This window comes from Mesorhizobium sp. M1027, assembly GCF_040318745.1.
In the GTDB taxonomy this organism is placed as follows: domain Bacteria; phylum Pseudomonadota; class Alphaproteobacteria; order Rhizobiales; family Rhizobiaceae; genus Mesorhizobium.
In genome coordinates this window covers 257,637-278,369 of the sequence record NZ_JAMYMW010000005.1, presented here as the reverse complement: position 1 = coordinate 278,369, position 20,733 = coordinate 257,637, and the positions used below count along the sequence as shown (strand labels likewise).

General features: G+C 63.2%; 21 protein-coding genes and 1 pseudogene. 14 read left to right on the top strand and 8 right to left on the bottom strand.

Features of this window, described 5'->3' with window-relative positions; translation table 11 throughout:
- Positions 1-149: 149 nt before the first annotated feature.
- The 3 genes from NKH50_RS12255 to NKH50_RS12245 all read right to left on the bottom strand — a co-directional run bounded on the left by NKH50_RS12255 (position 150) and on the right by NKH50_RS12245 (position 4,566).
- Positions 150-644, bottom strand: a complete 495-nt coding sequence (locus NKH50_RS12255) for a methyltransferase family protein (RefSeq protein WP_352878946.1) — start codon at positions 642-644, stop codon at positions 150-152.
- A gap of 840 nt (positions 645-1,484) precedes the next feature.
- Entirely contained in the window at positions 1,485-3,536 is a 2,052-nt protein-coding gene (locus NKH50_RS12250; RefSeq protein WP_254819259.1) for an elongation factor G, read from the bottom strand.
- A 163-nt stretch (positions 3,537-3,699) separates the two neighbouring features.
- Entirely contained in the window at positions 3,700-4,566 is an 867-nt protein-coding gene (locus NKH50_RS12245) for an alpha/beta fold hydrolase (protein WP_352704183.1), read from the bottom strand.
- A 146-nt stretch (positions 4,567-4,712) separates the two neighbouring features.
- Between NKH50_RS12245 and NKH50_RS12240 the strand changes: the two genes are divergently transcribed.
- The gene (locus tag NKH50_RS12240; protein WP_352878942.1) at positions 4,713-5,309 is read left to right on the top strand and encodes a methyltransferase family protein; all 597 of its coding nucleotides are present in this window, start codon (positions 4,713-4,715) and stop codon (positions 5,307-5,309) included.
- 30 nt (positions 5,310-5,339) lie between these two features.
- Positions 5,340-5,735 (top strand): (R)-mandelonitrile lyase, encoded by a 396-nt coding sequence (locus NKH50_RS12235; RefSeq protein WP_352878939.1) that lies wholly within the window; start codon positions 5,340-5,342, stop codon positions 5,733-5,735.
- A 6-nt stretch (positions 5,736-5,741) separates the two neighbouring features.
- Here NKH50_RS12235 and NKH50_RS12230 read toward each other — a convergent pair whose 3' ends face one another.
- A complete protein-coding gene (locus NKH50_RS12230) occupies positions 5,742-6,944 on the bottom strand; it encodes a pyridoxal phosphate-dependent aminotransferase (RefSeq protein WP_352477845.1) in 1,203 nt (400 codons plus the stop codon).
- 203 nt (positions 6,945-7,147) lie between these two features.
- Here NKH50_RS12230 and NKH50_RS12225 point away from each other — a divergent pair, with 203 nt between their 5' ends.
- From NKH50_RS12225 to NKH50_RS12215, 3 genes are all read left to right on the top strand, one after another.
- A complete protein-coding gene (locus NKH50_RS12225; RefSeq protein ID WP_352878937.1) occupies positions 7,148-8,041 on the top strand; it encodes an EAL domain-containing protein in 894 nt (297 codons plus the stop codon).
- Positions 8,038-8,892, top strand: coding sequence for an EAL domain-containing protein (locus tag NKH50_RS12220; RefSeq protein WP_352878935.1), 855 nt, complete (start codon positions 8,038-8,040; stop codon positions 8,890-8,892). Before NKH50_RS12225 ends, NKH50_RS12220 begins: the two co-directional genes overlap by 4 nt.
- Positions 8,893-9,154: 262 nt before the next feature.
- Positions 9,155-9,763, top strand: a complete 609-nt coding sequence (locus NKH50_RS12215; RefSeq protein WP_352878932.1) for a glutathione S-transferase family protein — start codon at positions 9,155-9,157, stop codon at positions 9,761-9,763.
- A 341-nt stretch (positions 9,764-10,104) separates the two neighbouring features.
- Here NKH50_RS12215 and NKH50_RS12210 read toward each other — a convergent pair whose 3' ends face one another.
- Entirely contained in the window at positions 10,105-10,305 is a 201-nt protein-coding gene (locus NKH50_RS12210; RefSeq protein WP_352475039.1) for a hypothetical protein, read from the bottom strand.
- 276 nt (positions 10,306-10,581) lie between these two features.
- Positions 10,582-10,794 carry a cold-shock protein gene (locus NKH50_RS12205; RefSeq protein ID WP_023678332.1) on the bottom strand — a complete coding sequence of 71 codons (213 nt, stop codon included), beginning with the start codon at positions 10,792-10,794 and terminating at the stop codon, positions 10,582-10,584.
- Between the two features lie 299 nt (positions 10,795-11,093).
- Here NKH50_RS12205 and NKH50_RS12200 point away from each other — a divergent pair, with 299 nt between their 5' ends.
- Positions 11,094-11,420: a hypothetical protein gene (locus NKH50_RS12200; protein ID WP_023719370.1), complete on the top strand. Its 327-nt coding sequence runs from the start codon at positions 11,094-11,096 to the stop codon at positions 11,418-11,420.
- A gap of 49 nt (positions 11,421-11,469) precedes the next feature.
- Here the strand turns inward: NKH50_RS12200 and NKH50_RS12195 are convergent, their stop codons facing one another.
- Positions 11,470-12,042: a methylated-DNA--[protein]-cysteine S-methyltransferase gene (locus NKH50_RS12195; RefSeq protein ID WP_254820326.1), complete on the bottom strand. Its 573-nt coding sequence runs from the start codon at positions 12,040-12,042 to the stop codon at positions 11,470-11,472.
- 207 nt (positions 12,043-12,249) lie between these two features.
- Between NKH50_RS12195 and NKH50_RS12190 the strand changes: the two genes are divergently transcribed.
- The 8 genes and pseudogenes from NKH50_RS12190 (at position 12,250) to NKH50_RS12160 (ending at position 17,227) form a co-directional block, all read left to right on the top strand.
- Positions 12,250-13,026 carry a transglycosylase SLT domain-containing protein gene (locus tag NKH50_RS12190; protein ID WP_352878929.1) on the top strand — a complete coding sequence of 259 codons (777 nt, stop codon included), beginning with the start codon at positions 12,250-12,252 and terminating at the stop codon, positions 13,024-13,026.
- The gene (locus tag NKH50_RS12185) at positions 13,019-13,507 is read left to right on the top strand and encodes a GNAT family N-acetyltransferase (protein WP_352878926.1); all 489 of its coding nucleotides are present in this window, start codon (positions 13,019-13,021) and stop codon (positions 13,505-13,507) included. The genes NKH50_RS12190 and NKH50_RS12185 overlap by 8 nt, the downstream gene beginning before the upstream one ends.
- 160 nt (positions 13,508-13,667) lie before the next feature.
- Positions 13,668-14,414, top strand: coding sequence for a DUF899 family protein (locus NKH50_RS12180; protein WP_352879132.1), 747 nt, complete (start codon positions 13,668-13,670; stop codon positions 14,412-14,414).
- Between the two features lie 258 nt (positions 14,415-14,672).
- Complete coding sequence (locus NKH50_RS12175) at positions 14,673-15,056, top strand: DUF6152 family protein (protein ID WP_352878923.1); 384 nt, start codon at positions 14,673-14,675, stop codon at positions 15,054-15,056.
- On the top strand, positions 15,057-15,521 hold the full coding sequence (locus tag NKH50_RS12170; protein WP_352878920.1) for a DUF6644 family protein: 465 nt from the start codon (positions 15,057-15,059) through the stop codon (positions 15,519-15,521).
- A gap of 45 nt (positions 15,522-15,566) precedes the next feature.
- Positions 15,567-15,851: pseudogene (locus NKH50_RS28995) on the top strand (Rid family hydrolase); the annotation flags it as partial.
- 94 nt (positions 15,852-15,945) lie between these two features.
- Positions 15,946-16,077 (top strand): hypothetical protein, encoded by a 132-nt coding sequence (locus NKH50_RS12165; RefSeq protein ID WP_302897169.1) that lies wholly within the window; start codon positions 15,946-15,948, stop codon positions 16,075-16,077.
- Complete coding sequence (locus tag NKH50_RS12160; protein ID WP_352878917.1) at positions 16,064-17,227, top strand: branched-chain amino acid ABC transporter substrate-binding protein; 1,164 nt, start codon at positions 16,064-16,066, stop codon at positions 17,225-17,227. Before NKH50_RS12165 ends, NKH50_RS12160 begins: the two co-directional genes overlap by 14 nt.
- A 1-nt stretch (position 17,228) precedes the next feature.
- On the opposite strand, the gene carB is transcribed toward NKH50_RS12160, so the two are convergent.
- Positions 17,229-20,732 (bottom strand): carbamoyl-phosphate synthase large subunit, encoded by a 3,504-nt coding sequence (gene carB, locus NKH50_RS12155; RefSeq protein WP_352878915.1) that lies wholly within the window; start codon positions 20,730-20,732, stop codon positions 17,229-17,231.
- Position 20,733: the final 1 nt, after the last annotated feature.

The window sequence follows — 20,733 nt, the reverse complement described above, 5'->3', positions numbered from 1 at the left end:
GATGAGGGGCAGCGCCAGCCTTTGTCGCACTTGCCCTTCGATGGGCAGTCCTGATGCCCCCTCCTCGCCCTGCCGGGCACTTCTCCCCATATAGTAACGGCGAGAAGGAGCTGTCTCGCCGGCTTCGCCAATTGTCGGCGTCCAGAAAATTACCCGCGCCAAGGCGTCAGCCGGGGCAGCCAGCCTGGTACGGCGCGGCGGTAGGCTTCGTATTCGGCGCCGTAGCGGCGGGCAAGCGTCGGTTCCTCGTATCGTTTCACGAAGGAGATCATGGCGGCCGCGGCGATGACTAGATAGGCGGCGACCGTCCCGCTCGAAAACAGCAGTGCCGGGCCGAGGACGATCGACAGCACGGCGACGTACATCGGGTTGCGGACATGGCGATAAATGCCGCCGACGACCAGCCTCTCGGTCGGCGCGACCGGGGCTGGCGTACCCAGGCCCTCCAGAGCAAAACGGGCAAAGGCGTGCAGCACGATTGTGCCGGCGACAATCAGCAGCCAGCCCACAGGAACGAACCCGGGCAGTCTCGACCAGGGCAGGCGATAGCGATCGGTCAGCAGCCAAGGCAGCAGTCCGGCGACCACGCCCGGCGCTGCCGCAAGGAAGATGACACTGCCGGCGATCGCCGAAGTGGCTCGCATATAGCTCTCCTTACGGGTGCGGCCTTGAACGGTCTCCTGCAAATCGCTTCAGGTCTTGTCCGGCATGTAACCCAAACCGCTACACCCTCAGGTCAAGCTCGATGGCGGGCTTTTTGGGCGGCATGCACCAGCAAGGTCTGGCTGCCGAAAAAACAAACGCGTGCTGCACGATTCCACGTCATCCTGCGCTTTTCGACTTTCCGAGCAGGAATCGCTGCTGATTCGCGGCTGCGGATCGATTTTTGCCTTGCCGCAGGCTGTATTTCAGCGATTCAACTGGTCCTATTGCGCTTCGGGACGGATTAGACCACAGCCGGCGCCTTTTTGCATGTGAGTGTTGCAAAATAGATGCTTGTTTCTTGGGCATGAAGAGCACATATATAGATCATCTCCTGAGCGCGTTCTCCTCCCATTAGCGCTCTCGAGTGTTCCCCTCTGGAGGTTAGCCTTAACAGGCACTTCCAATCAAACTCAGCCGGGTCTTCATTGATCCGGCTTTTTTGTTGCCCGAAACCAACACATCGCCGGAAAATCGGCCGGAACTGGCGCGTAACAGTGACATGTAACCTCGGGTAACATGCGTTGGCACGCCAAATCGGGTAAGCAGAGCATAGGACGCGGTGTGGCTCGTCCGGGGGATGGGGGCATCACTCGGACGACCCGGGCTCAGGCAGCTACCGCGTCCGAACCTTCCTCCGCCGCCAGACACCGGCGGCAAGCATGCGGCGGACCTGCCGTTTCGCCTCCCACGAAGACGGTCCGCAACGAAACGGCGCCCGAATGATGCGGGCGCCGTTTCCTTGTGTGCATCCTTGTGCTCTGGCCGCCGCAAGCTGCTGTTCAGGCGGCCTTGCCGTTGGCGTTCAGCGCTTCGTCGGCCAACCGCCCGGTGAGTTCGGCCATGTGGTCGAAGACGGCCCGATAGCTGGCGACACCAGCCGTGGCCGAGCGCAGCTCGATGATGAGGTCGCCGATCTCGGCCTGCGGCATGGTCGCCTCAACCACGTCCCATCCCGGCCAGTCGGGCCGCGCGTCGTAGCCGAGGATCTGGCCGCGCCGCTGCGGGATCAGAGCGATGATCTTCGACGTCGCATCCGACGGCGTGACGATCTCGACCTTCATCACCGGTTCGAGCAGCACCGGCGAGCAGGCGGCCATGCCTTCCTTCATCGCCAGCTTCGCCGCCATCTGGAAGGCCATGTCGGAGGAATCCACCGCATGGTAGGAGCCGTCGGAAAGGTTGACGGCAACATCGACGACCGGAAAGCCGAGCGGGCCGGATTTCAGGTAATCGCGCACGCCGGTCTCGACCGACTGGATGTAGGTCTTCGGCACGACGCCGCCGGTGATCGTATCGGTGAACTGGAAACCTGACCCGCGCGGCAGCGGCTTGATCTCCAGCACTACGTCGCCGAACTGCCCGTGGCCGCCCGATTGTTTCTTGTGGCGGCCGCGCTGCTGCGTCGCTTTGCGGATCGTCTCGCGATAGGGCACGGCCGGCACATGGCCCTCGACCGGGATCTGGTTCTTGCCTTCCAGCCGCTCGCGCACGACGCGCAGATGCATCTCGCCATGACCGGACAGCACGGTTTCGGCTGAATCCTGGTTGTGATGCAGACTGAGCGAGGGATCTTCCTCGGCCAGGCGCTGGATGGCCGCCGACATCTTGACCTCGTCCTTGCGCTCTTTCGGCCGCAGCGCGAAGGCGAAGACCGGTTGCGGCGGCGCCAGCGTAACCAGCGGCTTGATGCCGCCCTTGGTCGAGCTAAGCGTCTGGCCGGTCCTGACGGCGTCCAGCTTACCGAGCGCCACCGTGTCGCCGGCCTTGGCCGAAGTCAGCTTGACCTGGTCCTTGCCGAGCATCTTGTAGATGCCGGAGACCTTTGCCGTCTCGCCGCTGGGAAGGAACAGCTCGGCGGCGTCGGCGACCTGACCGGACAGGATGCGCGAGACCGACAGCTTGCCGCCATGCGCGGTGTGGATGGTCTTCATCACCTGGACCACGGTGGCATTGCCGTCGGGAGCGCCGAGACGCTGGCGCGTCGCCGCGATATCGGGTGCGTCGTGACGGATCGCCTTCAACAGGCGCAGCACACCGTTGCCCTTCTCGGCGGTGCCGATCAGCACCGGGGTCACCGTGCCGTCGCGCAGATCCGCGGCGAGGTCATCGAAGATCGCGTCCTTTGGCGGTTCGATCTCGTCCAGCAATTGCTCCATCAGGCGGTCGTCATGGTCGGCGAGCGTCTCCAGCATGGAAAAGCGCGCCTCGAGCTCGCGCGCCTTGTCGTCGCTCGGGATCTGGGCGACCTCGCTCTCGGCATATTCGCGATAGATGTAGGCACGCTCCAGAGCGAGGTCGATCGAGCCGATGACGACGCCGTCCTTGCGCAGCGGGATCTGGCGCAGCAGCAATGGCACCGAGCTTGCCGGCTGCAGCATCTTCAGCGTGTCGCGCACGCCTGATATCGCCTTGTCGACCTTGTTCAGGAACAGCATACGCGGCACGCCGAGATCGTCGAGCTTGCGCATGATCAGCTGCAGGGCAGGGATCTTCTTCTCGTCAGCCTCGGCGACGACCACGGCGACGTCGCAGGCAGCCAGCACCGGCTCGGCTTCGAAGGAGAATTCGATGGAGCCGGGACAATCGACGAAGGTGAACGGCTCGCCCATGAAATCGGTTGTGGCGAAGGTCGCCTCGACGCTCATGCCGTGAGCGCGCGCTTCGGGCGAATGATCGGAAACGGTATTTCCGGACGAAACGGGATTCTGGCGGGGGATGGCGCCCGTACGGGCGAGTATGGCTTCGAGAAGTGTCGTCTTACCGCTTGCGAAGGGACCGACTATGGCAATGCATTTCGGTCCCGTGCGTCGTCCTCCGGCGCGAGTACCCATGGCTGACCTCCACTCAGGCGTTTCCCTGTGAGCGGCGGCCGGCCTGTCGGCCGTCGCGGGCGAGGCTTTTTTCAATTTGCCACCTACCCAAAGGGCATCGTCCCACGGGCAGGCCGGGAGGGCAAGGGATTTGAGGTTGAAGGGATTTGAAGTTGGGGCCGGTTCAGCCGGTGCCGGTTCGGCGCGACGCCAGTGGCGTTGCCTCGACGCGCTGTACTGCCACCGTCTCGGCAAAGCGCGCGAGCAACGGATTGAACAGGTCCGCACGCTCCCAGAAAGGCGCATGCCCGGCGCCGGGAATGATGTGGCAACGCTCCCACAGGGAGCCGTAGGCGAGCGTTTCAAAATAGCTGAGCCGGACGAACGGGTCGTTCTCGCCATTGACGACGGCGACCGGAAACGCGGCCTGCTCGATCACCTGTCTCTGGTCGGCGCCCTTGCCGATGAGCATGCCGCGCGTCACCGCGGCGCGCAGCCGGCCGTCGGTGCGCAGGATGGTTTTGCGAAAGGACGGGTCGGCGGTGTCGCCGAAACACAGCGTTTCGAAGCGCTCGGCATCGCGTTCGGAATACGTCTTTTTGGACGCCAGCAGCATGTCCCAATGCGCGTGGAAGCCGCGCAGCATGCCGAAAGGACCCTTCGATACCGGCGGCGCGCCGGTCAGCATCAGCCCGCCGACGGCGCGGTGAAAACTCGCGAGCTCGATTGCCACGTGCCCGCCAAGAGACCAGCCGAAGACAACGGCGCGACCGATGCCCAAGGCATCGAGGAGCTGAGCCGCCGATTGGGCAAGGCCGGCGATGGTATAGTCCGTCGCCGGATCGCGGGCGTCCGACGATTCGCCATGGCCGGGCAGGTCGAAGGCAATCAGCCGATGGGCGGCAGCCAACGGGCTGTCGAACTGGCGGGCGAATACGGTGCGCGAACTGCCCGAGCCGTGGATCAGGACAAGCGGGATGCCGGGTCCCGACGACTGGCTGAGGCGCAAATCCGCTTGCGGCGTGCGGATCGTGCGGTGGGAAACGGCCATATCCGGTTGGACCTTCGAATTGTCTCGAGGTCAACATCGCATGCCGAGGTCACCATGTTGTTTAGAACGGTGGTTAAAAAATGATTTCTCGGTTTCTGCCGGGTATGATGACCGAATCCACCACAGCTAACCCCCGGAGCCTGATGATGGAATCCACGCTCGACCTTCTCCTCTCGATCAGCAGCATCGCGACGCTCGGCCAATATGCCTGGTCGATGCGCGGGCATTTCCAGTCGCCGAGCATGTCTCAAGGCGCCATGATCATTTCGGCCGTCGTGGTCGGCACGGCGCTGTTCTTTCTGGCGCTGCTGTGGATCGAGCGGCAACCGGTTGCAGCGAAGATCGGCGGGTTTGCCGTCGAACTGGCAAGCTCGGCGCTGTTCTGGTGGGCGATCTCGGTTTCGCGCAAGGCGCGGCTGCGTTTCGCGTTTGATCCGGACAATCCCGACAGCCTGGTGACCGAAGGCCCTTATAGTTATGTCCGTCATCCGTTCTACACATCCTACATCATCTTCTGGATCGGATGGGGTATCGCGACCTGGTCGGTGTGGGCGGTGGTGCCGGTCGCCGGCATCGTTGCGATCTATGTGATCGCGGCCTTGGACGAAGAGCGAAAATTTTCACGTACAAGGCTGGCCGGTGCCTACCAGGCCTATAGCGGACGTGCCGGCCTGTTCTGGCCGCGTTTTGCCCGCAGCCGGCAGGAGATGCAGCCGGCATCGGACGAAAGTGGTAGTCTCTAGGACACTGGATTGGATCGAGGATTTGCGACGATGAAGATTATTGGCTGCGGCAGCGTGCCGACGATTGTTGCGCCGGAAAAATACTTCACTGGCCGGGTTTTGCAGACGCCGATCATCGAGAAGGAGGCACCGGCGCGGCTACGCGCCACGCTGGTCAGTTTCGAGCCCGGCGCCCGCACCTACTGGCACACGCATCCGCTCGGCCAGACGCTCTACGTCACGTCCGGTGCCGGTCTCGTGCAAAGCTGGGGCGGGGCGATCCAGGAGATCAGGGCCGGCGACGTCGTCTCCTTTGCGCCCGGCGAAAAGCACTGGCACGGCGCCGCGCCGAAATCGGCGATGACGCACATCGCCATGCAGGAGGCGCTGGAGGGCGTGCATGCCGACTGGCTGGAGAAGGTCAGCGACGAGCAGTATGGCGGCTGAAACGTCTCAGACCAGCGCGGCGGTGAAGCGCTGGATGCGCGTGCAGGCTTCTTCGAGCAGAGCCTCCGACGTGGCGTAGGAGATGCGGAAGTTCGGGCCGAGGCCAAAGGCCGAGCCGAAAACAACCGCCACGCCCTCGGCCTCGAGCAGTTCCGAGCAAAAGGTTTCGTCACTGTCGATCACCTTGCCGCTCTTGGTCGTCTTGCCGATCAGCTGGGCACAGGAGGGATAGACGTAGAACGCACCCTCCGGCGATGGGCAGGTGATGCCGCGTGCCTGGTTGAGCATCGAGACGACGAGATCGCGCCGGCCCTGGAAGATCGCCTTGTTCTTCGGGATGAAATCCTGCGGCCCGTTCAGCGCTTCGACCGCCGCCCATTGGGCGATGGTGCAGGCGCCGGAGGTCTGCTGGCCCTGGATCATGTCCATCGCCTTGATCAGCGGCACCGGGCCTGCTGCATAGCCGATGCGCCAGCCGGTCATGGCATAGGCTTTCGACACGCCGTTCATGGTCAGCGTGCGCTCATAGAGCTTAGGCTCGACCTCGGCGATGGTCTTGAAGACGAAGTCGCCATAGGTCAGGTGCTCGTACATGTCGTCGGTCAGCACCCAGACGTGGGGATGCTTCAACAGTACGTCGGCCAGGCTCTTGAGCTCCGCTTCGGTATAGGCGGCGCCCGAGGGGTTTGACGGCGAGTTCATCAACAGCCATTTGGTGCGCGGCGTGATCGCCTTTTCCAGCACGGCCGCCGTCAGCTTGAAGCCGTTGTCGATCGAGGTGTCGGCAAAGGTCGAGGTGCCGCCGCAGATCGCCACCATTTCGGGATAACTCACCCAATATGGCCGCGGGATGATCACCTCGTCGCCGGGATTCAGCGTCGCCATGAAGGCGTTGAACAGGATCTGCTTGCCGCCGGTGCCGACGATGGTCTGCTCCGGTCGATAGTCGAGATTGTTCTCGCGCTTGAATTTTTTCGCGATCGCCTCGCGCAGCGGCACGATGCCGGAGACCGGCGGATATTTCGTCTCGCCGCGGCGGATGGCCTCGATCGCGGCGTTCTTGATGTTGTCGGGGGTGTCGAAGTCCGGCTCGCCGGCGCCCAGCCCGATCACGTCGCGGCCGGCGTTTTTCAGCTCGCGCGCCTTCTGCGTCACCGCGATGGTCGCGGAAGGCTTTACGCGGGAAAGGGCGTCGGCAAGAAAGGCCATGACAGATATCTCCAGGAGGACCGGCGCGGCGAAGGCGCCGCGGCGCCTCTCATGTCGCATCATCTGGTCAAGCGCAAGCCCAGCGCAGGCATTGTCGAATGAGCCAGCGCGCAATGCTGGCAACAATAAATTCATCAACGATCGGTAAAAGCTTGAACGGCAGGGACCGTAGCCGGTCCGCCAGTCTCGCATAGCGAGGAACCGTGACGCGCAGCATCGAGCTTGCCCATATCATCCGCCATGATGACGGCACCGCCAGCGGTGTCTGGGGGGTCTATACGCTGCAAAGCGCGTTCCAGCCGATCTTCGCCTTCAACAAGGGCAAGCTGTCCGTCGTCGCGTTCGAGGGGCTGATCCGGCCGTTCCGCGACGGCGAGCCGCAGCCGCCAATGAGTTTCTTCAACAGCTGTCCGGCGGTCGATCGCCTGCATATCGAGGCGCTGACACGGACGCTGCACCTGCTGAACGCCGGCGCCTGCCTGCCGCGAGACGCCTCCATCTTCATCAACTTCGATCCATCGGTGTTCACCGACCGCGGCATCGCCGACAAGGCGCTGCGCGACATGCGACTGGTGCTGCACGAGGCCGACATCGATCCGCGCCGCGTCGTCTGCGAGGTCACCGAGCAGAAATCGGCGTCGCAGGAAACGCTCTACAATTTCGTCGAGGCGCTCAGGGGTAATGGTTTGCGCATTGCGGTCGACGATTACGGCGCCGACGAATCCGACATCAATCGCATCAAGGAACTCAGGCCAGACATCGTCAAGTTCGACGCCGACTGGATCATGACGCTGATGGAGTCCGGTGCCGGCTTCGCCTTGCTGACCGCCATGGTGACAAGCTTCGAAGAGCAAGGCATCCGAACGGTATTCGAGGGCATCGAGACGGGCTGGCAGCTCGAGCTTGCCGAAAAGTCGGGCGCCTCGATGGTGCAGGGCTATGTGCCGGCGCGCCCCGAGCTTGCGCCGACCAGCTTTCGCGTCTTTGAAAAGAGCGGGCAGGCGGCCGCGGTGTCGGCCGATGCTGAGAAGGTTTCTGCGGCCGTTTCGCCATCGCGGCGGCCGATGCGGGCCTTTGGCCGCAGGGTGACATCGTGACCGGGCGGGCCGACATGCGGCGCAAGATCGGCGAGGCGATCTTTGCCGACGAGGTCGGCATCGAATATGGCGTCTACGGCGCATTCCGGCTGAGGAGCGCCTACCAGCCGGTCTTCGCGCCGCGCGGCAGGTTTCTCGCCGCCGTCGCGGTCGAGGGACTGATCGAGCCGCATCGTGCAGGCAGGCCGGTGGCGCCGCAAATCTTCTTCGAAGGTGTGCCGGCAGAGGATCGGCTGTTTGTCGAAACCATGTGTCGGGTGCTGCATTTGCGCAACTTCCGCAACATCGGCGTCGACGGGCTCGACCTGTTCTTCAACTACAATCCGCTGATCAACGATGACCCCGCACGGGCGCTGGCCGAAATCAGGCTGATGACCAGGCATCTGGCGGATTTCGGCCTGCATCCCGGCATGCTGGTCTGCGAGATCACCGAGCAGGCTGCCGGCGACAAGGTGCTTGTCAGCCTGGCGCGCGAGATGCGGCGCGACGGCGTCCGCATTGCCATCGACGATTTCGGCACCGGGCATTCTACCGAAGAAAGGGTCGCCCTCGTGCAGCCCGACATCGTCAAGATCGACGGCACCTGGTTCGCCGAATTCTGCCGCCATGCCGCCGCCGAGCGGTTTTTCCGGCCGCTGGTTTCGACCCTGCACGACCGTGGCGCCAAGGTGCTGGTCGAAGGCATCGAGAACGCCACGCATCTGCGCGTCGCGCTGGATGGCGGCGTCGACCTGCTGCAGGGCTTTTATCTTGCCCGGCCGGCGCTGGCCGGAACGCTGTTCGACGAGGAGCCGCTGTCGATCGACAGGCTGCTTGGCAGGGACAGCAACGTCATCCCCCTGTTCGGCTAGGATATGCCGATACTCAAGTGATGCCGGCCTGCGAACGGGGGGTCCTGCGCTTCCGGTGCTCACGTACCCAAAAAGTACGCTCCGCTCCGGTTCTCGGAACCCGCCCTTCTCGGCTCGGCCTGACTTGAATCTCGACATATCCTGAAATGCATCAGCGGCGCTGATGGTTACGCCAAAACAAATCACTGGATGAAGCCGCCGCTGCCGCGATAGAGGCTGGATCAAGCCCTGCGAGGGGTGGTTGCGAGCAAGGGGAGCGCCGATGATACTCTATGGAATGATCGACAGCGGCAATTGCTACAAGCCGCGCCTTTTGATGGCCAAGCTCGGCATCCCTTTCACCAATGTCGAGGTCAGCTCGCATACCGGCGAGACGCGCAAGCCCGACTATGTCGCGAAAAACCCGAACGCCATGGTGCCGCTGCTTGAACTCGACGACGGCCGGCGGCTGGCCGAATCCAACGCCATCCTGCTCTACCTCGCCGAAGGCACGCGGTTCCTGCCGGCGGACAGATACGAACGCGCGCTGGCCTATCAGTGGCTGTTCTTCGAGCAATACAGCCACGAGCCTTATCTCGCGGTGCGCAGAGCGCTGCTCACCTTTCCAGAACGCGCGAAAGACGCGACGCCCGAGCGGCTGGCGCTGACGCTGGAGCGCGGCAACAAGGCGCTCGGCGTCATGGACAAGCACCTGGCCGGGAGCAGCTTCTTCGCCGGCAATGCGCTCAGCGTCGCCGACATTGCGCTCTATGCCTATACGCATACGGCCGAGACGGGTGGGTTTCAGCTCGACGCCTATCCGGCGGTCGCGGCCTGGCTAAAAAGGGTCGAGGCCGATCCGGGGCATGTGCCGCTGGAGTGGTTGCCTTAGTTCTGTCCTCACGCTGCCGCCGCTTCGCGGCTCGCTCCGGACGGGGCGCGCCAAAAGGCGCGACGCCCGGTCGGGCTTGCGGCCTTCGGCCGGTGGCGTGAAATCCGGATAGTACTATTTCAGCAGGCGGTCATATTCGGAATGGGGGCCGATCCAGAACCAGACCACGTCGTCGTGGTCGCGAACAGATCAACCCGCGCCGACCAGTAGCGGCCGACCTGTTTGAAATGCAGCGATGGGTGGAACGGGTCGGAACTCAGTTTGGCGAAACGTCTGTTCGCCTTTGCTCAACGAGGGCAGTTTTGCGTAAGCCTCCCAAAACGAGGGAGTGGCAAAATGATTTACAGAGGCCGGGTCCGGCCGGCGCGATGATCAGCCAAGGCCTGCTCGGCAAGCTTGTCCAGCCTGCCGCCCTTGGCGTCGGCTTCGATCTGCCGGTCCCACATGTCGGCCTGCAGCGCCTCGAACCATGCGGCAAACGCTCTCAGCTCTTCGGGGCTTAGTTCGGCAACGGATTTCTCAATCTGTTCAAGCTTGCTCATGAATTAATAGTACCACATTGGCCCAAAAACACCACGAAGTGGGACTATAGGCCCAAGGCAGCGGTTCACTGGAATCCAGACAGCAAAAAGGCGGGACAAAATCCCGCCTTCCCATGCTTGGTAGCCTGATCGGGAGCGTTTTGGCCGATCCGGCAGCAATCTGCTGCTTCGGCTTGTCGGGGTCTTTCGCTCCGGCGCGCTTCTCGCACGACCGCCAGTACATCCGTGACTTGCCGCGCGCCCCGGGCTATCGCCCGGCGCACGCCATTCGCAAAATCAGGCTGCCTTGCTCAGAGATCCAGCGGACGACTTGCCAGTGCGGCGGTCCTGCTCGATCTCGAAGTTGATCTTCTGGCCTTCGACCAGGGTCGACAGTCCAGCACGCTCGACTGCGGAGATGTGAACGAAAACGTCCGCGCCGCCGCTGTCAGGCTGAATGAAGCCGAAACCCTTGGTGGAATTAAACCACTTGACCGTACCTGTTGCCATTTCGATAGTCCTTTACGTTTGCTTTAGTTTGACTGGACCGAAACCCAGCCGGTTTGTATCGAGATTTTGGAGATAGAACGTCAGCAAACGCGAATATCGCGAGGCCCGGATCGATCGGCCGAAATATCAATGGACCGCATATAGTATGCCTTCGCGCAAAAAACAAGACGGGGCGGAAAATGGCGCGGCGGCAACGCTGCCCAACGGCCGCCCCAATCGCGTGAGAGCGTCGTCGTTGCGCGCCTGACGCGGGAGGATCGCGCCGGCTTCGGGCGCGACCGGGTTTTGGGGAGAGGGACATGAAAATCGTTCTGCTTGCCGCTTGCCTGACGCTGGTGGCCGCCGAGGCGCAGGCGGTCTCGCGCTACGACCCGACCCGCATGAGCTGCGGCAAGGTGCAGGCGACGATCGCGCGCGAGGGCGCGGTCATCCTGCGCTACAGATCGGCGCGCGTGCCAGGCCTGGCGCTCTACGACCGCTATGTGCGGAGCCAGCAATTCTGCGACATCGGCGAGGTCAGGGCGCGGGCCTCGGTGCCGAGTGCCGATACGAATTCCTGCACCGTCTACAAATGCAAGCGGGTGGAAATCGACCGGCGCTTCCGCCGGCGCCTGCTTCCGGATTAGGGGCGGTTGGACGTGCCGGGGTGTCGGCATCACCTGAATATCAGCACACCTAAAACCCGAACGACACCTGCGCCGGCGGCGGCGGACCGACGCGCACGCCTTCCATGGCCAGCATCTTTTCCTTGGTGGCCGAGCCGCCGGGGGCGGAAAAGCCGCCGATCTTGCCGCCGGCGGCAAGGATGCGATGGCAAGGGATGACCAGCGGCACCGGGTTGGCGCCGAGCGCCGCGCCTGTCTCACGCGCCAGCCCGGCATGGCCGGCGCGTTTTGCCAGTTCGCCATAGGTGGTGGTTTCGCCGAAGGCGAGCTTTCGCGCCGCGTCATAGATCGCCAGGCGGAACTCGTCGACGCCGCTGAGATCGACCGGCACGCCGGAGAAATCGATATCCTCGCCGGCGGCATAGGCCTTGATCGACGCGATCAGTTCGGCAACCCATTGCGGTTCGGGCTTCACGGCTTGTTCGACGTCGGAGGCATGGCGCAGCAGCCGGCGCTCTACCGCGTCGCGGTTGCGCTGCGGCAGGCAGAGCCGGGTTAGCCCGGCTTCGCTCCAGGCGATACCCATGTAGCCGAGCACGGTTTCGAAGACCGCGTGGCCGGCGGTGGCATGAGAGGCGTCCATGGCGTGCTCCCTTCCGGAATCCTTCGAAGTACAAATCCAGAACAATATCGCATTTCCCGGCCCGGATCGCCACCCGAAAACCACCGTCTAGCGCGGATTGCCCGGGGAAAGATGCTGGTGTAAGGACTTCTTAACACCCGACGAACCGGACCCGAGCGCCGCTTGCCAGCAAAATTCCTCTTTCCCGTCCTAGCGGCGGTGTTGGCCGTGGCCGCTCTCAGCGGTTGCACCTCGACTTCGCCGGCGACCCCGACGCCTGCCTTCACGGAAAACTCGGCCAACACCGATGCCGGCTTCACGCTGGCGCTGCCCGACACTGTTTCGGTCCTGCCGGAACCGTCCGGCCTCGCCCAGACAGCAGCACTGCCGGTCGAGCCGGCGGCCGCCTTTGCCGGGCCGACGCCGCTGGCGGCAACTACCCCCGCCGTCATGACCGCCGATGCCCAGCCTGTTACCGCGACGCCCGCTGTCGCCATGCCGGTCACCGGCCAGACCGGCGCCATGCCCGGCGTTCAGCCGGTTTCCTACACGGTGCCGCAGAACCCGGCCGCTCTGGCCGCGACCGACCCGGCGGAGGGCCAGTCGAACGCCGGCGCCCGCAGCGAGATCGAGCGGCTGATCGAGAAATATTCCGCGCTGTACGAGGTGCCGGTCGATCTGGTGCGCAGCGTCGTCAACCGCGAGAGCACCTTCAACCCGAAAGCCTACAATCACGGGCATTGGGGGCTGATGCAGATCAAGCACGCGACGGCGCGCGGCATGGGCTATGACGGGCCGGCGAGCGGCCTGTTCGACGCCGAGACCAACCTGAAATATGCAGTGAAATATCTGCGCGGCGCCTGGCTGGTGTCGGGCGGCAATCCCAAGCGCGCCGACCGGCTCTACCAGAGCGGCTATTATTACGATGCCAAGCGCAAGGGGATGCTGGGCGAAACCGACCTCGGCAGCGACCGCCTGCGGCGCCGTATGCAACCCGATGCCTGAGCCGCGTCCGCCGGCGCCGAACGACATAAGACTGCGCAAGATTTTGGACGACGCGCTTCTGGCGCCGCGCTGGCCAGAAGGTTTTTTCATGCGCGGCTTCGGAGCCGCCGATGCGCTCGCTTTGCATGCACTTTTGACCGCGGTGTTCGACGACGGCGCCGATGGGCCGTTCGACGAATGGTGGCCGCGCATTTCGGGCGACGCGGAATTCGATCCGGCTTTGTGTTTCCTGGTCATCGACGGCAAGGGGCGGCTGGCGGGCGCCGCGCTCTGCTGGGCGACGGGGTTCGTCAAGGATCTTGCCGTTCATCCCGAGGCGCGCGGCAAGGGCATAGCCGAGGCGCTGATGCGCTACGCGTTTGCGGTGTTTCAGGCAAGGGGTGCGGCGCATGTTGATCTCAAGACCAATACCGTCGAGAACGCGGCCGCGGTCAGGCTCTATCAGCGGCTGGGGATGATCGAGGTGGATTGGGCGGGGTGAGGAGCGCCGTTCGTCCTTTTTGAAGGCGGCAGCCCGGGTTCTCGTCGCCACGGCGCCTGCGCAAAAATGTCGGAACCGTTTCGCGCGATGCGTCCTTGGGAGGCAAGGCGCGTTGCCACGAACGGCGTGCCGCCAAAAAGCACGGCAGATGGAGATGACGATGATCACCTTTCCCAACGAGTCCCAGGAATACCGCACCGCCCGCGAAAAGCTGCTGCGGAAGGAAATCGAGCTGCGCCGTGCCATGGAGGATGTCGCCGTCGCGCGGCGCGCGCTGCCGCCGGGCGGGCTGGTGCCACAGGACTATGTCTTCGACGGGCTGGGGCCGGACGGCAAGCCCGCCAGGATCAAGCTTTCGGAACTGTTTGCGCCGGGCAAGGACACGCTGATCGTCTATTCGATGATGTTTCCGCGCCACCCGCAGGAGACGCGCGACGTGGCGACGAGCGGCGGCACGGCGAAGCTGCCCAGACCGGACCAGCCTTGCCCGTCCTGCACGGCGCTGCTCGACCAGTTCGACGGCGCCATTGGCCACCTCGAGGCCGCCGGCTACAATTTCGCTGTCGTAGCCAAGACCGCGCTGGAAAACCTGCTGACGCTCGGCCGCGACCGCGGCTGGAAAAATATGCGGCTGGTCTCGTCGGCCGGCAACAGCTTCAAGCGCGACTATCACGCCGAGGCCGAGGATGGCGCGCAGCTCCCCGTGCTGTCGGTGTTCCACCGCGACGGCGACGGCATCCGCCACTTCTGGAGCTCCGAACTCGGCTTCGCGCCGCCCGAACCCGGCCAGGACCCGCGCGCCATAGGCACCTGCGAGATCCTGTGGAACCTGATGGATTTTACCCCGGAGGGCAGGGCGCAGAGCTGGCAGGAGCAGCTGCAGTACAGAGAGGCTTGCTGCCACTAGCGTAGCTCGGCGCCGCCCTCATCTGCCTGCCGGCATCTTCTCCTCGTAGAGGGACGGGAGAAGGGGGCTGGCGGCAAACTCAGCTCCCTTTCTTCAACTCTGGAGATTGGCGAAATCCTTGGCGACGGCAACCTTTCTCCCCGTCACTATACGGGGATAAATGCCCGGCAGGGCAATGAGGGGCGGCGCAGACCTTATGTGATTTGACGCTGCGGCGCGCTGACCTACCCTCTAATGCCGGAACCGAGGAGACGAGCGATGCTGTCACCTTTCAACCGGAGCGTCACGCTGGCGGCGGCGGTGATCCTTGCCACCGCCGCCGCAGCCTATGGCCATCACGGCTGGTCGTGGACGCAGGACGGGTTTTTCGAACTCAAAGGCAATATCACGGCCATCTATATCGGCAATCCGCACGCCACGCTGGATGTCGACGCGAAGGGAGAGGCCTGGCGGGTGGAGATGGCGCCGCCGTCGCGCACCATCGCCGCCGGCTTCACCGAGGCGATCGCCAAGGTCGGCGACGAGGTGACCGCGATCGGCCACCGCTCGCGCGACGAGAGCGAAAAGCGCATGAAGGCAGTCCGCATCATCGTCGGCGGCAAGACCTATGACGTCTATCCCGACCGCGTGCCGCCGGCCTGAATGGACGGGTTTTTCGCCGGCATCGAGCAACTCGCGCTTGTGCGGGGACTGAAGGCCTCCTTTTTCGCCTACCCCATCGTCAACGCGCTGCACATCATGTCGATCGGCGCACTGCTGACCAGCGTCTGGCTCATGGACCTCAGGATCCTGGGCGCCTTCCGCTCGCTGCCGCAGCCGGCGCTCGTCGCGCTGCTGCGCCGTACCGCATTTGCCGCGTTCGGCGGTGCGCTGGTCACGGGCTCGCTCCTGTTTTCAGTCCGGGCGAGCGAGTATGCGGCGATGCCGATCTTCCTCGCCAAGATGGCGCTGATCCTGCTCGCTGGGGTCAATTTCCTCGTCTTCATGCGCCGCGCAAAAGGCGGTGACGAGCCGGCTGGTGGGGCCACGACCGTGCTGGCTGTGCTTTCGCTGATGCTGTGGACGTCCGTGCTGTTTGCGGGGCGGTTTATTGGGTTTCTCGGCTGAGGCGAGCGAGGCGCTGGCGTTCGCAACGTGCGAGATGGTTCGTGGCTCGAAACGCAGACCGAGGCGTGGCTGAAAGGCGCTGAAACATTGCCTCGAAGCGGCCGGCACCTCGTTGGAAAACATAGTCATGGTGCGCATCTACGCCGTCAATTCCGGCTTCTACAAACCATCAACCGCGTCTATGCGAAGTATTTTTCGACGAACTCGCCGGCGCGGAGTTTTGTGCCGGTGGCCTCGTGGCCGATGGAGTTTGATATCCAGATCGAGTGCGTGGCGGTGGCGTGCAGCGTCAACTTCTGCCCTTCCAGGATAATTTCCGCTTGTCTTTAAAGTAAAGTCGTCCCCAAATCCATCTGGGGATAGGGAGGGCGAGTCATGAACAAGCTGCCGAAAAAATTCGTCGCTTCAGCTTGTCGAAAATGAAGTGATCAAACGCGACACAATTGACGGCGACAAGGCGAAGGAAGCTGTAACCAGGATGCGCAAGGCTGCAAGCAAGTTGGAGAGAACAAAGAACAAAATCGTGAAGGAGGCCGTCGTCGATGTTGTGGATTAGCCTACGAAAATACCAGACATTTTTATGGATCAGGCTGCCGCTGGCGATGTTCGTCGCTTTTATGGCTTTGCCTCAACCCGCCACTGCAAAATGCGCCGATATTCCCATGGCAGTGGTCGGTCCTATGACCGGCGATTGGGCGTACGACGGTGAGGAGATGCGGCGGGGCGCTCAACTTGCAGTAGACGACATTAATGCCAAGGGCGGGGTACGAGGATGCAAGATAGTACTCACCGTGCTCGATGATCAGTATACACCAGCCACCGCGATAGCCCTCGCCAAGAGATTGGCAAAAGAGGGGGTTCGCTTTGTTATCGGCCATTTCAACTCAGGCAGTTCTGTCCCTGCCGCGATGATCTATGCCAAGAACAACACTTTGATGGTCAGCCCCGCGTCGTCAAATCCCGCTCTTACCGAATTCAAACTTTGGAATGTCATTCGCACGGTCGGTCGTGACGATGTTCAGGGGATGTTTGCCGGCGAGTATATGGCCGATCATTTCTCAGCACAAAATCTTGCCATCGTTAGCGATGGTACGCCCTATGGTGATGGCTTAGCGAACAAGGCAAGAAAAGCGCTGCGAGCGAAGGGGCATCCTGAAAAGCTGGCCAAAAAGATCAAATCCGGCCAAGGCGATTTTGCAGACCTCATCAGCAAACTTAAATCGATGAAGATCGAAGTTCTCTTCTTCGCGGGGCTTGCTGACGATTTTGGTCCGCTCGTTCGCCAAACCAAGGAAGCTGGGCTGAAGGTTCAGTTCATCTCCGGAGATGGAGCTCTAGTTCACGATCTGCCCGGGAAAGCGGGGCCCGCATTGGAAGGCGTGCTAATAGCATTTTCGCTCGAGGACCGGAGCAATCCTGCCGCAGCCGACGTTGTCGCGCGCTTTCGTTCTCAAGGATTCGAGCCGGCAGACTACACGCTGAAGTCCTATGCGGCAGTCCAAGTGGCGGCCAAGGGTATCGAAATGGCAGGTGGTCAGGCGCCAAGGGCTGTTGCGGCTTCTATAAAATCCGGCCAGCCAATTCCGACCGTGTTGGGGAACCTGACCTTCGACGCGAAGGGAGATCGAAATCAGCGTGACGTAACAATGTACGTCTGGAAAAGGCGGGGAGACGGCACACTCATGATGGATTTCCAATCCCCATAGCTTACGCAAAATACTCCTGCAACGGCCGAACCTCCAAACTCCCCGCCCGCAGCGCCGCAATTGCCTCGGCAACAGCCGCCGCACCCGACAGCGTCGTATAATACGGCACCTTCTGCATCAGCGTCGCCCGGCGCAGCGACTTGGAGTCCGAGACTGCCTTCTGGCCGTCCGTGGTGTTGAAGACGATCTGCACCTGGCGGTTGCGGATGGCGTCCTCGATGTGCGGGCGGCCTTCCAGCACCTTGTTTATCTTTTCGGCGACGACGCCGTTCTCGGCGAGGAAGCGGGCGGTACCTGAGGTGGCCAGCACCTTGAAACCCTGGCCGGCGAGGCGCTTCACCGCTGGCAGGATGCCTTTCTTATCCTCGTCGCGCACCGAGACGAACAGCGTGCCCGCGCGGGGGAGATCAACACCGGCCCCCAGCTGGCTCTTGGCGAAGGCCAGCGCGAAGTCGCGGTCGAGGCCCATGACCTCGCCGGTCGAGCGCATTTCCGGGCCGAGCAATATGTCGACGCCGGGGAAACGGGCGAAGGGGAATACCGCTTCCTTGACCGCGATGTGGCCGGGATTGCGTGGGTCGGGCATGGCGCCGTAATGGGCGAAGGCGTCTTCCAGGTTTTCCCCGGCCATGATGCGGGCGGCGATCTTGGCAATGGGACGGCCGATGGTCTTGGCGACGAAAGGCACGGTGCGCGACGCACGCGGGTTGACCTCCAGCACATAGACGGTGCCGTCCTTGATCGCGTACTGCACGTTCATCAGCCCGCCGACATTCAGCGCGCGGGCAAGTGCTGCCGTCTGGCGCTCCAGCTCGTCGACGAGTTCCGATGGCAGCGAGTGCACCGGCAGCGAGCAGGCACTGTCGCCCGAATGGATGCCGGCTTCCTCTATGTGTTCCAATATGCCGGAGACGTAGGTCGACTTGCCGTCGCAGAGGCAATCGACGTCGACCTCGATGGCGCCCGACAGATAGGTATCGAACAGAAGCGGGTTCTTGCCGAGCAGCGTGTTGATCTGGCCGGTCTTGTCGTTGGGGTATTTCTGCTTGATGTCTTCCGGCACCAGGCCGGGCACGGTGTCGAGCAGGTAAGTCTGCAGCATGCTCTCGTCGTGGATGATCTGCATGGCGCGGCCGCCGAGCACGTAGGACGGGCGCACGACCAGCGGGAAGCCGAGCTCGCCCGCAACGAGGCGGGCCTGCTCGACGGAATAGGCGATGCCGTTCTTCGGCTGGCTGAGGCCGAGCTTGTGCAGCAGCTTCTGGAAGCGGTCGCGGTCCTCGGCGAGATCGATCATGTCGGGCGAAGTGCCGAGGATCGGGATGCCGGCCTTCTCAAGCGCGTCGGCGAGCTTCAGCGGCGTCTGGCCGCCGAACTGGACGATGACGCCGACCAGCTCGCCCGAGGCCTGTTCGGTGCGCAGGATCTCCAGCACATCCTCCGGCGTCAGCGGCTCGAAATAGAGCCGGTCGGAGGTGTCGTAGTCGGTCGAGACGGTCTCCGGGTTGCAGTTGATCATGATCGCCTCGAAGCCGGCGTCGCGCAGCGCAAACGCCGCATGGCAGCAGCAATAGTCGAACTCGATGCCCTGGCCGATGCGGTTGGGGCCGCCGCCGAGGATGACGACCTTTTTGCGCGACGAGACCTGCGCCTCATTGGCGAGACTGCCGGCGAACGGCACTTCATAGGTCGAATACATGTAGGCGGTGGGCGAGGCGAATTCGGCGGCACAGGTGTCGATGCGCTTGTAGACCGGATGAACGTCGAGCGTACGCCTAATCTTCTCGATTTCTTCGACGTCTTTCCTGACCAGGGAGGCGAGGCGGGCGTCGGAGAAACCCATCGCCTTCAGCATGCGCAGATTGGCGGCGTCCTCGGGAATGCCGTGCTCGCGGATGCGATCCTCCATGGCGAGGATGCCGGCGATCTGTTCGAGGAACCACGGGTCGATCTTGCACATTGAGTGCACGTCTTCCAGCGAGGTACCCATGCGGATCGCCTGCGCCACCATGCGCAGCCGGTCGGGTGTCGGCGTGCCCAATGCCGCGCGAATGGCGTTGCGGTCGTCGACGTGGCTGGCGGGCGCGCTGCCGTGGCCGATACCGGGGATCTCGATCTCGTCCAGACCGGTCAGGCCGGTTTCCAGCCCGCGCAAAGCCTTCTGCAGCGATTCCTGAAAGGTGCGGCCGATGGCCATGACCTCGCCGACCGACTTCATCGAGGTGGTCAGCACCGGCTCGGCGCCGGGGAATTTCTCGAAGGCAAAGCGCGGGATCTTGGTGACGACATAATCGATGCTCGGCTCGAACGAGGCCGGCGTCGCGCCGCCGGTGATGTCGTTCTCGAGCTCGTCCAGCGTGTAGCCGACGGCGAGCTTGGCGGCGATCTTGGCGATCGGGAAGCCTGTCGCCTTGGAGGCCAGCGCGGACGAACGCGAGACGCGCGGGTTCATCTCGATGACCACCAGACGGCCGTCCGCCGGATTGACGGCGAACTGTACGTTGGAGCCGCCTGTCTCGACGCCGATCTCGCGCAGCACCGCGATCGAGGCGTTGCGCATCATCTGGTATTCTTTGTCGGTCAAGGTCAGGGCAGGGGCGACGGTGATCGAATCGCCGGTATGCACACCCATCGGGTCGATGTTCTCGATCGAGCAGACGATGATGCAATTGTCCGCCCTGTCGCGGACGACCTCCATCTCATATTCCTTCCAGCCGAGCACGCTCTCCTCGATCAGCACTTCGGTGGTCGGCGAGGCATCGAGACCGGACTGGACGATCTCGAAGAATTCGGCGCGGTTGTAGGCAATGCCGCCGCCGGTGCCGCCCATGGTGAAGGAGGGGCGGATAATTGCGGGCAGGCCGACATGGTCGAGCGCCTGTGCTGCAATCGCCATGGCATGGCTGATGTAGCGCTGCTTACGGTCACCTTCGCCGAGGTTCCAGCGAGTTTCCAGCGCGTCGAGCGCGGCGTCGAGGTTTTCCGGCTTCTCGGCTTTCAGCGCGGCGCGTTCGGCCTCGTGCGTCTTGCGGTCGGCATTCTTGACGTCGGTGGCGTTGGCCAGCATTGACTTCGGCGTTTCCAGGCCGATCTTGCTCATTGCCTCGCGAAACAGTGCACGGTCCTCGGCCTTGTCGATTGCGGTTGCGTCGGCGCCGATCATCTCGACCTGATAGCGGTCGAGCACTCCCATGCGGCGCAGCGACAGAGCGGTGTTGAGGGCGGTCTGGCCGCCCATGGTCGGCAGCAGCGCGTCGGGCCGCTCCTTGGCGATGATCTTGGCAACCACTTCCGGCGTGATCGGCTCGATATAGGTGGCATCGGCCAGTTCCGGGTCGGTCATGATGGTGGCCGGGTTGGAATTGACCAAGATGACGCGAAAACCCTCTTCCTTCAGCGCCTTGCAGGCCTGGGTGCCGGAATAGTCGAACTCGCAGGCCTGGCCGATAACGATGGGGCCGGCCCCGATGATCAGGATCGACTTGATGTCGGTGCGTCTTGGCATA

What these genes read in the sequence shown, in the direction of transcription:
- NKH50_RS12170 (WP_352878920.1), top strand. Translation starts at nt 15,057, where the DNA reads ATGGACGGGTTTTTCGCCGGCATCGAGCAACTCGCGCTTGTGCGGGGA.
- NKH50_RS12210 (WP_352475039.1), bottom strand. Translation starts at nt 10,305, where the DNA reads ATGAGCAAGCTTGAACAGATTGAGAAATCCGTTGCCGAACTAAGCCCC.
- NKH50_RS12250 (WP_254819259.1), bottom strand. Translation starts at nt 3,536, where the DNA reads ATGGGTACTCGCGCCGGAGGACGACGCACGGGACCGAAATGCATTGCC.
- NKH50_RS12195 (WP_254820326.1), bottom strand. Translation starts at nt 12,042, where the DNA reads ATGGACGCCTCTCATGCCACCGCCGGCCACGCGGTCTTCGAAACCGTG.
- NKH50_RS12240 (WP_352878942.1), top strand. Translation starts at nt 4,713, where the DNA reads ATGGAATCCACGCTCGACCTTCTCCTCTCGATCAGCAGCATCGCGACG.
- NKH50_RS12230 (WP_352477845.1), bottom strand. Translation starts at nt 6,944, where the DNA reads ATGGCCTTTCTTGCCGACGCCCTTTCCCGCGTAAAGCCTTCCGCGACC.
- NKH50_RS12185 (WP_352878926.1), top strand. Translation starts at nt 13,019, where the DNA reads ATGCCTGAGCCGCGTCCGCCGGCGCCGAACGACATAAGACTGCGCAAG.
- NKH50_RS12200 (WP_023719370.1), top strand. Translation starts at nt 11,094, where the DNA reads ATGAAAATCGTTCTGCTTGCCGCTTGCCTGACGCTGGTGGCCGCCGAG.
- NKH50_RS12180 (WP_352879132.1), top strand. Translation starts at nt 13,668, where the DNA reads ATGATCACCTTTCCCAACGAGTCCCAGGAATACCGCACCGCCCGCGAA.
- carB (WP_352878915.1), bottom strand. Translation starts at nt 20,732, where the DNA reads ATGCCAAGACGCACCGACATCAAGTCGATCCTGATCATCGGGGCCGGC.
- NKH50_RS12215 (WP_352878932.1), top strand. Translation starts at nt 9,155, where the DNA reads ATGATACTCTATGGAATGATCGACAGCGGCAATTGCTACAAGCCGCGC.
- NKH50_RS12175 (WP_352878923.1), top strand. Translation starts at nt 14,673, where the DNA reads ATGCTGTCACCTTTCAACCGGAGCGTCACGCTGGCGGCGGCGGTGATC.
- NKH50_RS12245 (WP_352704183.1), bottom strand. Translation starts at nt 4,566, where the DNA reads ATGGCCGTTTCCCACCGCACGATCCGCACGCCGCAAGCGGATTTGCGC.
- NKH50_RS12255 (WP_352878946.1), bottom strand. Translation starts at nt 644, where the DNA reads ATGCGAGCCACTTCGGCGATCGCCGGCAGTGTCATCTTCCTTGCGGCA.
- NKH50_RS12160 (WP_352878917.1), top strand. Translation starts at nt 16,064, where the DNA reads ATGTTGTGGATTAGCCTACGAAAATACCAGACATTTTTATGGATCAGG.
- NKH50_RS12205 (WP_023678332.1), bottom strand. Translation starts at nt 10,794, where the DNA reads ATGGCAACAGGTACGGTCAAGTGGTTTAATTCCACCAAGGGTTTCGGC.
- NKH50_RS12235 (WP_352878939.1), top strand. Translation starts at nt 5,340, where the DNA reads ATGAAGATTATTGGCTGCGGCAGCGTGCCGACGATTGTTGCGCCGGAA.